The sequence below is a fragment of the Dysgonomonas sp. PF1-14 genome (genome assembly GCF_029892965.1).
In the GTDB taxonomy this organism is placed as follows: domain Bacteria; phylum Bacteroidota; class Bacteroidia; order Bacteroidales; family Dysgonomonadaceae; genus Dysgonomonas.
This window is the reverse complement of the sequence record NZ_JARXWN010000016.1, coordinates 23,586-37,526: the sequence shown is the minus strand read 5'-3', so window position 1 is coordinate 37,526 and position 13,941 is coordinate 23,586. Positions and strand designations below refer to the sequence as shown.

Sequence of the window (13,941 nt, the reverse complement as noted above, 5' to 3'; positions counted from 1 at the left end):
TTTGTGTGAAATCCTTGTGCAAAAATCATTATATATTCCGTTAGAAATTTCATCTTGCGGTTTACCCCGCCTACATTTGCATCAGTACATATGAGAATCAAATCTTGATTGATGTGTATAACTGGTACGAGATTGAAATTACTTCATATAATTATTAACCAAAACTTATACCTATGGAAGTCTTACCGAAGCATTTTATTGCCTTTCCCTTATCGACTGTCATGTTATCGTTTGCAGCACGCAGCGATATCGGCAATGTGGGTTATGTATCCGTCCAATTGACAGATGCACTAATCAGTTAACCTATTATCAATAGTATTTAATTATTAACAAAAGATGGAAACTATGAAATTAGATAACATATCATATAAACATATTATACGCACCTGTTGCCTCGCCCTCTTCTTTTTAGGGATGAGTGTGCAGATGCATGCGCAAAACATATCTGTTACGGGAACAGTAACAGATGAAAGAAACGAGCCTCTGACAGGAGTTACTGTAAAAGTGGAAGGTAACGCCACTCAGGGAACAATGACTGACATAGACGGTAGATTTGAGTTGAACTGCCCGGCGGGTAGTGTCCTCGAATTCTCATACATAGGATTTAACTCCTTAAAAGCCACGGCCGAAAGAGACATGAAAATTGTCCTTTCCGAGAATGCAATTGCACTTAAAGAAACGGTTATTGTGGGAATCGGATACGGTACAATGCGTAAATCCGACCTCACAGGCTCCATCGCTTCGGTGGGACAGGAAGACCTGAAAAAAGGCGTTGTTACATCAGCCGAGCAGGTGTTGCAGGGTAAAATCTCGGGATTGTCCGTAGTGCAAAGTTCGGGAGATCCTTCCGCCGGAGCATCTATACGTCTCAGAGGAGGTACATCACTGGCTGCCAGCAACTCGCCGCTCATCGTTGTCGACGGTATACCGGGAGTGGACATCAATACAGTACAGCCTTCGGAAATACTTTCCATAGACGTCCTTAAAGACGCTTCGTCTGCAGCTATCTATGGTTCGCGTGGAGCCAATGGTGTTATCATTATCACTACAAGCCGTTCCAGCGACAGGGAAGCACGCAGCATTCAGTATAACGGTTACGCTGCTGCAGGTTATGTGCCTAAACATCTCGATTTCCTTACAGCAGGCGAATGGAGATCATATGTAAAAGACAATAACATTGCCAATTATGTTGACAACGGTGGTGATACCGATTGGCAAAAAGAATTGGAGCGTACAGCATTTACACATTCTCACAATCTTTATTTCAGCAATGTAGGTAAGGATAGTGGTTACAGTGCTTCTATTACCTATCTGAACAGTCAGGGAGTAATGAAAGAAAGCAGCATGAACCGCATTGCGGGTAGCGTATCGGCTCATCAGTACGGACTGAACAGACGCCTGAAACTGGAAGCCGGAGTTACCGGTAGCCGCGATAACTGGAATCCTTTCGATAACCGTGTATTTGAGCGTATCGCCAATCAGAACCCGACTACACCTGTATATGACGAAAACGGAAACTTCACTCAGATAGCAGGAACAAATACAGAAAATCCACTAGAGATCGCAGTAAACAGAAACGCTTCTAATTCGCGTACACGCTTGTTAGGATATGGTAAGATTGAACTGACTATCATCGACGGACTGAAAGCATCTGCTAACGGATCATACGAATACAACTCTTTGCAAACACGCTTTTATGTTCCTACCTATGCAAAACTGGATGGGGAAACAGAAAAAGGACGTGGACAGAGAAACATGGATGAGACACGCAATATGCAGTTGGAGACATTCCTGACCTATGATAAGGACATCAATAAAGACAACAGGCTAAATGTAATGGGTGGTTACTCATATCTGGAATATGTGACCGAAGGATTCGGTGCGGTACGTCGCGGATTCGATACAGACGAGTTTTCTTATAACAATCTGGCTGCAGGATCGGATATCCGTCAGGGAGACGTGTCTTCTTACAGGGCAAAAGCCAACTTAGTATCGTTCTTCGGACGTGTAAACTATAGCCTGATGAACAAGTATATGTTGACTGCTACAGTTCGTAACGATGGTTCATCACGCTTCGGTGACAATAACAAATGGGGTTGGTTCCCATCCGTATCGGCGGCATGGAGAGTATCGGAAGAATCATTCATGGAAGGTACTTCATCGTGGCTCGATAATCTGAAACTGCGTTTAGGATACGGTGTTACAGGTAATCAGGGAGACATAGGCGAGTACAAATCATTGCCGTTGCTTACCACTACTTCTTATATGGATCCGTCTACCGGTCTGTGGGTAAACTCTTACATCCCTGCACAGAACTCAAACCCTGACCTGAAATGGGAATCTACCCAACAATTCAATCTGGGTATCGACTTCTCTTTGTTCAACAGAGTTACAGGGTCTATCGAACTGTATAGCAAAAAGACAAAAGACCTTTTGTGGACATACCTTGTGGCACAACCGTCTAACCTGAGAAATACAATGTTGGCAAACGTAGGAACACTCTCTAACAAGGGAGTAGAGCTGACATTGGGTAGCAATATCATCAAAACTAAGGATTTCTCGTGGGATGCTAACATGACATTCTCTTACAACGATCAGGAGATAACTAAACTGTCAAACAGCAGCTTCAGTTCCAGCGGTTTTGCAATCGGTTCACTGCACGGTTTGCAAGGTTTCTCGGGAATATATAGCCAGCGCATTATGGAAGGCTATCCGTTGGGAGCGTTCTACGGCCCTAAATGCAGCGGTATAGATGCAGAAGGTAAATATATATTTGAGAATAAGGATGCAAACGGTAATCCGGTTGACGAATATCTGGGAAGCGCACAGCCGAAAGTGAATCTGGGTATCGCTATGAACTTTGCATACCGTCATTTCGACATGAATATTTCCGGTTACGGAATGTTTGGTCAGAAAGTGCTGAACGGAACAGCAATGGCGCTGTCGAATATAAGCCGTGTACAATCGCAGAATATACTTAAAGACCTTTCTACATCGGGTATATCCAGTAAGCAAGACCCTAAATTCTCGAGCTACTGGATCGAGAACGGATCGTTCTTCCGCCTGCAATCGATAACACTGGGTTATACATTGCCTTTCGAAATGAAGAAGGTAGGATTTGAAAAGATCAGATTCTATGTAACAGGCGAAAACCTGTTTGTGATCTCCGGATATTCAGGCATCGATCCTGAAGTAAGAACAGACCTGCGCATGGACTCCAATGGAGATGTAACTGCTTCTCCGGGTATCGACCGTTTCGACTCGTATCCGCGTCCTACAACATTCTCGTTCGGTGTAAATCTTTCATTCTAACCATTGAAAAACAATAAAAATATGAAGACCAAAATATTATCATTACTGGCACTAGCAGCCTTATTAACAGTCTCTTCCTGTACCGATCTGGATGAAACGGTATACGATAAGAAACCGATGGACGGTACCGGTAAATCGGAAAAAGAGATGCAACCTGTAATCTCAGGAGCTTATACTACATTAAGAGGATTCAGCGATGCCGACAAAGGCGGCACAAACTGCTATCCGACAGGTGAGTTCGTATTCTTTGTCAACGAGTGTGTTTCCGACGAAGCCACTATTCCTACCCGTGTAGGCGGCGACTGGGGCGACGGTGGCAGATACCGCGAATTGCAGCACCATACATGGACGCCGAACAACGTATTGTTCTCTGCTAACTGGAAGTATTGCTATCAGGGTATAGCAACGATCAACTCCGTTATAGCTCAGGTAAACGAATCGGCTATGGGAGAAGCTGCCCGCAAAAAGGCGGATGCCGAACTCAGAGGGTTACGTGCATATTACTATTCGTTGTTGTTAGATCAGTTCGGGAATGTACCTCTTGTAACCGAGTTTAAAAAAGATGCTGAATATCCGACAAATGCATCACGTGCTGAGGTATTCAAGTTTGTAGAGGATGAGCTTAAAGCTATTGCAGATGTTCTGCCTGCTGAGAAAACTTACAGCAAATTTACACGTGGTGTGGCTTATAGCTTGCTTGCACGCTTGTACCTGAATGCAGAAGTATATACAGGAACAGCCCGTTGGCAGGATTGTATAGATGCCTGCGATAAAGTATCGGGCTATATCATAGAAGACAATTACTTCCAGAGCTTCAAGACCAACAATGAGATATCTAATGAAATTATCTTCTCTGTGCCTTACGATCACAAGTCGGGTACTGTAGGTAATTACCTTGCTTCGATGACATACCACTATGAGCAGAAATATGCTTTCTCTCTTTCTGGTTCTTATCCTTGGTGTGGAAACGGTATCTGTGCACAGCCGGGACTATATTCATCGTTCGATGCGAATGATGTTCGCCGCAACTCGTTACTTATCGGCCCTCAGATCAGCCTGTCGACAGGTGAAGTTATTAAAATGGCAAACGGAATGCCGCTCGACTATACAGAAGAGATCACGACATTCCTTGAGTCACCGCAAAATGAAGGCGCCCGCTTACACAAATATGAAGTAAGAGCAGACGACCAGTGGGAGCGCGACAACGACCTTGTACTGATCCGCTACGCCGAAGTAGTAATGTCAAAAGCTGAAGCTCTTTTCCGTGCAGGAAAGGCATCCGAAGCACTTCCATTGGTGAACGAGCTGAGAGGTAGAGCAGGTCTGAGTGACTTAGGTACACTTACGCTTGAGGCACTGGATACCGAGTGGAGACACGAATTTGTATTCGAAGGGCTGCGTCGTACGGTAAACATACGCTTCGGTACATTCTTCGAGGCTTGGTGGCAAAAAGAAGCTTCTGATAAGACAAGAGGCTTATATCCGATTCCTGCATCGCAAATGCAGCTGAATCCTAACTTGAAACAAAATCCGGGTTACTAGACTTTAAGGTTGAGTACGGATCATGGGACGATCCTGTGACCGTACTCTTTTTTGAAAACTTAAACGGCAAGAAAATAATGAAACAAGTATCAAAACTATTACTTCTCGTTCTCATCTGTCTTACGGCATGCAGTACACCGCCCCAACAGCCGGTTGTGTCATCGCCCGACGGCAGCATTCGTGTAGAAGTGGGAGCAGAGGACGGCAGATTGTTCTATACGGTTAATAAGAATGATAAGGTCATTTTGGACAAGTCTTTTCTGGGCTTTGTGCTGAAAGACTCGGACTTCGATAAGAACCTTGACATCACCAATATAAAAACAACCTCCTTCGAAGAGACTTGGGATCAGGTATGGGGTGAGGAGACTTCTGTTGTTAACAAGTACAATCAACTGGCAGTAGATGTTGCCGAGAAAGACGGGCTCAAACGTAAATTTACTGTCGTATTCAGAGTATTTGACGATGGTGTGGGGTTCCGCTATGAATTTCCGGAGCAGGAGAACCTGAAAGACTTTGTCATTATGGATGAGTTGACCGAGTTTGCATTGGCAGACAGTCATAAATCATGGTCTATACCGGCATATCATACCGAATACTACGAAGGGTTGTACAGAACAATTCCAGTGAATGAACTGGATACTGTATGCACTCCGTTGACAATGGAAACCAAAGACGGCATGTATCTGACTATACACGAAGCCAATCTTACCGACTATGCAGCAATGAATCTGCTGCCGAAGAATAAGACTTCTGTGTTGAAAGCCGATCTTACCCCTTGGTCTACAGGTGAGAAGGTATATATGAACGCTCCGGGAGTTACTCCTTGGCGTACTATTATCATAGCAGCTACTCCGGGTGATCTGATGCTTTCGCGTCTGATGCTGAACCTGAACGAGCCATGTAAGATAACCGATACGTCGTGGATCAAACCCGGTCGCTATATTGGTATCTGGTGGGGAATGCACATGGAAAAATATACATGGTATCAGGGACCGAAGCATGGTGCAACTACTGAGAATACAAAACGCTATATCGACTTTGCCGCAGAGCATGGTTTCTCCGGTGTGCTGGTGGAAGGCTGGAACGATGGCTGGCAGAATGACTGGACGAAGGAAGGAGACAAATTCAGCTTCACCAAGCCGTATTCCGATTTCGATATAGAAGAGATAACCAAGTATGCTGCCATGAAGAATGTGAAACTTGTAGGTCATCACGAGACGGGAGGCTCTACGCTGAACTATGAGAGACAACTCGACAGTGCTTTTGCTTTCTATCAGAAATATGGTGTAGATGCTGTGAAGACAGGATATGTAAGCCCGTTGCTTGATGGAAAAGAAAGACATAGCAGTCAGTATGGAGTACGGCATTACCGCAAGGTGATAGAGACAGCAGCGAAATACCATGTAATGATAGACAACCATGAACCGGTGATGCCTACGGGCTTACAGCGTACATGGCCAAATCTGATGACACAGGAAGGTGTCAGAGGGCAGGAGTATGACGCGTGGTCGAGAGACGGAGGAAATCCGCCGGAACATACTACCATCATTCCATTTACAAGAGGACTGGCCGGCCCTATAGATTTCACGCCGGGAACATTCAACTTTACAAATCCTGTATATCCGAATACGCGTGTACAGACTACTTTGGCTAAGCAACTTGCATTGTCTGTAGTGATCTACAGCCCGTTGCAGATGGCTTCGGATATGATAGAGAACTATGAGAACAATCCGGCTTTTGAGTTCATCACTTCATGCCCTGCTAATTGGTCTAAAACAGTAGTACCTGATGCGAAGATAGGCGAATATGTGACTATCGCCCGTAAGGATAGAAATAGCGAAAATTGGTATGTAGGCAGCATTACCAATGCTGACAGCCGTAAGCTGACATTACCGCTCTCATTCCTTGATAAGGGTGCAAAATATAAAGCCAGAATATTCAAAGACGGGGAAGGAGTCGAATACAAGTCGAATCCGTATCCTGTAGCTATTGAAGAAATGAATGTGACTTCCGATACGGTTATCGATCTGAACCTTGCTACAAGCGGGGGAACAGCGATAATCCTGACGAAGCAATAATTGAGTTATAAAGTGCTGAAACGGGCTGTGCAAATATCTGCACAGCCCGTTTTCTATATGTTTGGCGTATTGACAACTTATTTTGTAGTCGATATGCTTATCTTTCCTGCTTTCAGCCCTTTAGCTTTAGCCTCAAAGGTGATGACACCATTATCATCTCCGGCTTGTACAATAGAAGTGAGCTGTCCGTTGAATACCGGTATCTGAGGCAGATGAAACTGATCGAGGCTTGTCGGGTCTCCATTGGCCGATGCCCTGTACTTACCGTTTCCGGTTACACTGAATGTAACCATACGCTGATCGTCAGGGCACAGATTACCGTCCTTGTCTACGATGCGTACATTGATGTAGGCAAGGTCTTTACCATCGGCAGACAGTTGTGTCCTGTCGGCAATCAGTTCTATGCGGTCTGGTTTTCCGGCAGTGCGTACCGTCTTTTCGGCTATGGCTTTGCCTTGTGCATCATAAGCCACAACCTTCACCTCACCCGGTTCGTATATCGCATCCATCCACATCAGGCGGTAGCGGTTTTGTACGGTAGCATTGTTTTTGCTTTGTTTGCCATAGCTTTTACCATTGATAAACAGTTCGGCTGACGGATAATTTGTATAAACGAATACAGGTGTCACCTGTCCTTCGCGGCCTTTCCAGTTCCAGTGAGGAAGGATATGGAGCGTATTTTCATCCTTATTCCATATACTGCGGTACAGGTAGTAGCGGTCTTTAGGAATGCTCGCCAGATCGATGATGCCGAACAGCGAACTGTGGTTAGGCCACGCATCCGTATCATAAGGCGAGGGTTCGCCCAGATAATCGAAACCTGTCCATACAAATTGTCCCATTGTCCACTCGTGATCATCGGCGAGAGCAAAATCATCATCAGGCAGATTCGACCAGTTACAATGTTCAAAATCGTAAGAAGACGACTGATGATCGTTGTATATAGCGTCGGCTCTCTTTTCCACAGGGAATTTATATACTCCGCGAGAACTCACAGTAGATGAGGTTTCCGATCCGAGTACAAGATTCTGAGGCAGTTTGGTGTAAGCTTCTTCGTAGCGGTGTGCCCTGTAGTTGAAGCCCGGTACATCGAGCATAGCAGCAAAGCCGTTGTTCAGTACGCAGGTCACCTGATCCATACCGCAGGTTACAGGGCGGGTAGGGTCTTCGCGGTGGCAAATATCTTGCAGGAATGAAGCTACTTTATATCCTTCAGCACTGCATTGTGTAGGTACTTCGTTTCCGATACTCCACATTACTACACTGGCATTGTTGCGGTAGTTATGTAGCATGTTTACCATATCTTTCTCAGCCCATTCGTTGAAGAAGCGGTGATACCCATTTTCGCATTTGGCAATATCCCACTCATCAAAGGGTTCTATCATCATCATAAAGCCCATTTCGTCGCAAAGCTTTACCAGCTCAGGGGCAGGCATATTGTGGGCGGTGCGTATAGCATCGCAACCCATATCTTTCAGCATTGTAAGCTGACGGCGCAGGGCTGCCACATTGATAGCTGCTCCTAATGGACCTAAGTCGTGATGATTACATACTCCCTGAAATTTACGTTTCTTTCCGTTCAGGAAGAAGCCCTTGTCTGCGATCAGTTTTATATCCCTGATCCCGAAACGGGTAGTGTATTCGTCTACCAGTTTATCTTTTATATATACTTTAGAAACGGCATTGTAAAGATATGGTGTTTCGGGTGACCATAGTTTAGGGTTGTTTACAATGAAATTCTGTTCGAACGGCTTTCCATGATTGATCTTCAATGTATTGTCCTTTGTGGCAACAGTTTTACCATCCTTATCTTTTATTTCGGTAACGATTCTTACATCCTCATTCTTGCTGTTCTCTATTTCTGTTTTCAGCTTTACTGAAGCGTATTCTTCCGAGACAAAAGGTGTCGTAATATAAGTACCCCATACCGGAATATGTACAGCATCGGTAACCACTACATGTACATTGCGGTAGAGTCCGGCTCCCGGATACCAGCGTGACGATTGCGGTTTGTTTTCGAGACGTACGGCAACAGTATTTGCTTTGCCATCGGCATTGAGCAGATCGGTCACATCGTAGTGAAAAGAGTTGTACCCGAAAGGCCAGAATATAGCTTCCTTACCATTCACATATACGCGGGCTTCGCTCATTGCTCCGTCAAACTTCAAGGTAACACGTTTTTTCGTGGCATCGAAATTATCGACATTAAATGTGTTTCTGTACCAACCGATTCCGATATATGGAAGCCCTCCGGTACGTCCTGTCTTTACAGTGGCTACTTTTTCCGAGTTCTGGGTTACAGCTACTGTTTGCAGATCGTATTTGCGATCGAACGGGCCGTATATCGCCCAGTCGTGAGGTACAGTAACCGATTCCCATCCGGCATCATTGAAGTCTTTCTTTACAGCATCGGGGTAATCTCCTTTGGTAAATTTCCATCCTTTTTCCAACAATAATTCCGATCGTTGGGCATGAAGATAACAAAAAGGAAGAAGAAACAGCGTAAATATCAGTTTTAGTTTCATATATTATTAGTGATTGAATATAGGTAAGTCACAAAAGTACATCATTGTGATGATTAATTCATAATAGGACACCCACACACGTTATATAATTATTTAAAAGCATCCATTATTACAGTGGGATAACCATCTTCGGTAAATGCTCCCAGCCGGTATTGACTTGGTTTGCACTCCGGTTCCCAATAAAAGACACCCTTACAGCGACCGTTTGTGTTTTCACTGCATTCCTTTATGATACGGCTTAGCATAGTTTTTCCTTCGGCCAGTACAGCGGCATCAGCCAATTTCCCGTCGTCATCGGCACATTCCATTCCGGTTTCTACAATCATTACATCACAATCATATTTCGCACTTACTTTTTTGATGTTATCGATACAGCCTGTGATGACCTTTTCAGCGGATGTCTCTTGTCCGTTTGTCTTTGCCCAATAAGGATAAAGTGACATACCTATCATGTCCCACTTGGCTCCATTGTTTTTCAGAATATCCAGATTCCAGTTGTAAAGGTCATTGTCAAATCCGTTATCCAGATGCACTATTACAATGGTTTCCGGAAAGACAGATTTTGCAGCTTCATAGCCGGCAGCAAATAGTCCGGCATATTGTACAGGATTCTTATCGGCTTGCCCCATTTCCCACAAAAACCCATTGCTGGTTTCGTTACCGACTTGTACCCATTCAGGAGTAATGTCTTTTTCCTTCAGTGCATTCAGCACCTCTTTGGTATGGTTGGTAACAGCCGTTTTCAGTTCATCAAAGGTGAATCCTTCCCATGCTGCAGGTATATACTGCTTGCCCGGATCAGCCCATGTATCGCTGTAGTGGAAATCGATCATCACTCTCATACCCAGATTGTGAGCGCGCCATGCCTTTGCCAGTACATCATTCTTGTTGCACCAACCATCAGTAGGATTTACCCATACACGTAAGCGGATAGAGTTCATTCCCAGATCACGCAATAATGTCATACATTCAGTTTCGCGCCCCAAAGAGTTATAGAATTTATTTCCGGCTTTCTCCATTTCTGTAAGCCAGCTTACATCGGCTCCTTTGGCGAATCCGGTCATGTCATAGACCGGATCTTCAGTGTCAAAAGAAGGAGTATTGTCGTTGTCGTTACAGGCACAGAATGTTAATAGTGCCATAGCCATAGCTATTATTATATATCTGAATTTCATGTTTTTTCTGTTATTGAGTGATACTATATGTTCCGTTAATAAGGTCTACTGTCATCTGATATGTACCTGGTGCAAGCAAAGCATCATCGGTTATATTGCTGCCTTTATAGTACAGTTTACCATCCGAGCCTCCAAAATAGTGATTCCATGACGAATCAATATGGATCTGGAATCCCCATGGGGAAGCACTGTTGATAGTAATAGCCCCTGTGTATATTCCGGCTGTAGCAGTTGCAGCAAGTGCAGTGTTGAAGTCCCACTGATCATGCAGGCCTACTACATAAATATCGCTTCCGATATTTGTAAGATTGTATGTCAGTCCTTTTAGCGACACATCCAGCAGATAAAGTCCGGCGGCAGGTGCAGGGAGATTAGTTTCACTGTTTGGCAGCAACGTGCCTGTGTAGGCGTCTCCCGATCCCAGTTTGTAGAAACTGCTCCAGTTATCTATCTCGGTGTATATACCATAGCCCCATTCTGAGTTAACGTTAGCCACGCCGGCATAAGACAGCTCATCTTCATTATAGAGTGATAATGTTGTATTGAAATTCCATCCTCCGCTGGTGAGATCGTCTATTCCCGGTAGATATACATGCGGGTTGATTTCAATAGGGCCGGTAGAACCACTAACTACTTCGCATGTCCATGCCTGCGGATTGCTGAGGTCTACTACCAGTGTATATTCTCCGGCTTCGGGAACAGTAACAGATATTTCGCCTGCTGTGCCGGATAAATTTATATTCTGTCCGTCCTGTGCAAATGCAATGGTTGTACTGATTGCGCTATTGTCGTCGGTACCTGTCGAGTAATCATATTGTTTACCCGTTCCCTGTAGTTTTATTTTTAATGTTTCCGCTGCTGTTGCATTGAAAACAGTAGTCCATTTCACATTAGGGCGATCGAATGTCATTTCAGCCTGAATGTCGCCGCTTACAGTCAGAGTAGGTATCAGGAGAGCCGACCATACTTTTTTGATAGTATTGACTTCAACATGATAACATCCTGTTAGTCCCGGAAACCAGAAATTCCATCGTTTATCCGCATCTTCTTCCGATGAGAGTAGAAATGCCGAGCCATCAACACCATCGTTGCCCCATGTAGTGCCGTTACCCTCCTGTAAGAAATAATTGTACCAGCCTGTTGCTCCCATAAATCCGGTATAGACCCCGTCCGATTTGGCAGAATAGAGCGTACGCCCTGTGTCCGCCATTTTATTGTCGAGTATGAAACCTATACTCATATCAATTGTATAAGGGGTGACAGATACCATTACCGTATTGGAATATACAGGTTTCATATTATTTCCTGTTTTTGCTGCAAGACGGAAGTAGATGTTGTTTACCTCATCGGGGATAGCACCTATATCTTTGGCCATCGCATTGAGGGCAGCACCCGTATAAGCTTTTGATAGAGAAGTCTCAACACTTTCACTTATTACACCCGAGAAGTCTGGAGTAGTGGAAGCCTGTAATGTCTGGATAATCACATCGATAGGTGATAAATCGGGGTCACTTATCTGTAACGCGTCCTTAGTCCACGCTAATGACAACACAATATCTTTGCCGTTTTCCTTCAGCAAGACGATCTCACTCTCGGTTGCAATTAATTTGCCAGGCTCAATACTGCTCAAATATATTTTATCTTCGTCCTTTTCGCAAGAAATAAAGCTTAATATGGCTGCAAGAAGGAGAATGAAATTTTTCATTGTATTCATATATTGTAGAATATGTTAGGTTAATAGTTTTCGTTATAAAGATTAGGATTAGCAGTGAGTTCGGTAGATGGGATAGGGTAAATATTGTACTTGCTATCCACAGCCCTGCCGTCTTTTGTTCCACCTTTCCATTGCCACCGATAAGAAGATGTGGTAAACTTACCATAACGTATGAGGTCTGTGCGGCGCACACACTCCCAATATAGTTCGCGGCCACGTTCATCAAGGATAAAGTCGGCAGTCATCTGCCCGTCAGCTATGTTGCCCGAATTATCTCCAAAGGCTCGTGTGCGCAATTGGTTGACATACCCTAAAGCAACCGAACGGCTACTGCCTGTCCCTCCTCTCACTACGGCCTCTGCCAACATGAGGTAAACATCTGCCAGACGGAAAACAGGGAAGTCGGTATTCACACTAAAATCGCTAAAATTGGAGGGCATTTCTCCCGCATCGGTTAGGTTAGTCCATTTCTCGGAAAGGTATCCGTAGCTTTGGTTCTCTACTACATCTACATCTTTGGTCTGACCCTCGGTGTAGAACATGGCACGATCATCACCATCATTGAAGAGGTCGGGGAATTCGCCACGCAAACGGAAACTGCCCCAGCCTGACGACACGCCATAGCTGGCAGGTAGCTGACTGTCGGAGGTATTGCTCAGTGCACCGCAAATAATATAAGTTGTAGCTCCCCACGATGCGGTAGATGTTGCATCTACCGGAAAAGCATAAATAATTTCGTTTGTACGCTTATCGTTATCGGCATTGAACAGTTTCTTGTATTCAGGTTCGAGCGTGTACCCTTCTCCTATAACTTTATTACAGTATTCTATACATTCGGTATATTTAGCTTGATTGATATAAACTTCAGCATTCAGATATAAGCGTGCCAGCAATGCATATGCCGCAGTTTTTGGTGCCCTGCCGTATTCGCATTCGCTTTTGCTTAACAAGTCTTCGTCTATATTTTTCAACTCTGCCTCAATATATTCAAATATCTGATTAGAGGTATAGCGTGGCGGCAAGTAACTGCCCACCGGGTCATTCTCGGTAACAAAAGGAATGTTACGATAAAGGTCAAGCGCATGATAGTAGGCTAAAGCACGGAGAAAACGTGCCTCCGCACGATAATGACGGATCTCTCCCTGGTCACTCTCACTGAATCCTCCTATTTTCTCGTCGGTGGCGTTACGTAAAAACTCATTGCAGAGCGCTATCGTATAATAAATGCGGTAATAGGTATCAGACACCCATACATCATTCGCATCCCAGCTCAGATAAGTGAGTCCGTTCATCTTATCGCCTTCCTGCCAAGTATAGATAACTTCGTCAGTGCCGCTTTCCTGCATGTTGAAATAGCAGCGCATATAGTCATAGCCAGAGTTACTGCTGAGATCGCTATTTCCACCTCCTTTCTCTTGTCCGGTAATGACAAAAGAAACATAGAGCTTACCAAGAACGGATTTATAGCCGGTAACAGATGTATAAACATCAGCCGAAGTAGTTTCAGTATGTGGATACTGGTCAAGGTCGCCTACGCATGATGCCGTAAAAAATATACCGGCAAGAAGCAGTATGGTATAAAATATCTTTTTCAT

The 13,941-nt window shown here is 44.4% G+C and carries 8 protein-coding genes; 4 read left to right on the top strand and 4 right to left on the bottom strand.

The annotated features are described in order from the left end of the window. Positions 1 to 173: 173 nt before the first annotated feature. The 4 genes from M2448_RS16420 to M2448_RS16405 all read left to right on the top strand — a co-directional run bounded on the left by M2448_RS16420 (position 174) and on the right by M2448_RS16405 (position 6,932). Complete coding sequence (locus M2448_RS16420; RefSeq protein WP_280647663.1) at positions 174 to 302, top strand: hypothetical protein; 129 nt, start codon at positions 174 to 176, stop codon at positions 300 to 302. Between the two features lie 43 nt (positions 303 to 345). Next, positions 346 to 3,312 carry a TonB-dependent receptor gene (locus tag M2448_RS16415; RefSeq protein WP_280647662.1) on the top strand — a complete coding sequence of 989 codons (2,967 nt, stop codon included), beginning with the start codon at positions 346 to 348 and terminating at the stop codon, positions 3,310 to 3,312. A gap of 21 nt (positions 3,313 to 3,333) precedes the next feature. After that, a complete protein-coding gene (locus M2448_RS16410; protein ID WP_280647661.1) occupies positions 3,334 to 4,854 on the top strand; it encodes a RagB/SusD family nutrient uptake outer membrane protein in 1,521 nt (506 codons plus the stop codon). Between the two features lie 77 nt (positions 4,855 to 4,931). After that, on the top strand, positions 4,932 to 6,932 hold the full coding sequence (locus M2448_RS16405) for a glycoside hydrolase family 97 protein (RefSeq protein ID WP_280647660.1): 2,001 nt from the start codon (positions 4,932 to 4,934) through the stop codon (positions 6,930 to 6,932). Positions 6,933 to 7,009: 77 nt separating this feature from the next. Here the strand turns inward: M2448_RS16405 and galB are convergent, their stop codons facing one another. The 4 genes from galB to M2448_RS16385 form a co-directional block, all read right to left on the bottom strand. Continuing rightward, positions 7,010 to 9,457: a beta-galactosidase GalB gene (gene galB / locus M2448_RS16400; protein ID WP_280647659.1), complete on the bottom strand. Its 2,448-nt coding sequence runs from the start codon at positions 9,455 to 9,457 to the stop codon at positions 7,010 to 7,012. Positions 9,458 to 9,546: 89 nt separating this feature from the next. Continuing rightward, entirely contained in the window at positions 9,547 to 10,605 is a 1,059-nt protein-coding gene (locus M2448_RS16395) for a glycosyl hydrolase 53 family protein (RefSeq protein ID WP_280647680.1), read from the bottom strand. A 37-nt stretch (positions 10,606 to 10,642) separates the two neighbouring features. After that, positions 10,643 to 12,346, bottom strand: coding sequence for a DUF5114 domain-containing protein (locus M2448_RS16390; protein ID WP_280697184.1), 1,704 nt, complete (start codon positions 12,344 to 12,346; stop codon positions 10,643 to 10,645). A gap of 20 nt (positions 12,347 to 12,366) precedes the next feature. Beyond that, positions 12,367 to 13,941 carry a RagB/SusD family nutrient uptake outer membrane protein gene (locus M2448_RS16385; protein ID WP_280647657.1) on the bottom strand — a complete coding sequence of 525 codons (1,575 nt, stop codon included), beginning with the start codon at positions 13,939 to 13,941 and terminating at the stop codon, positions 12,367 to 12,369.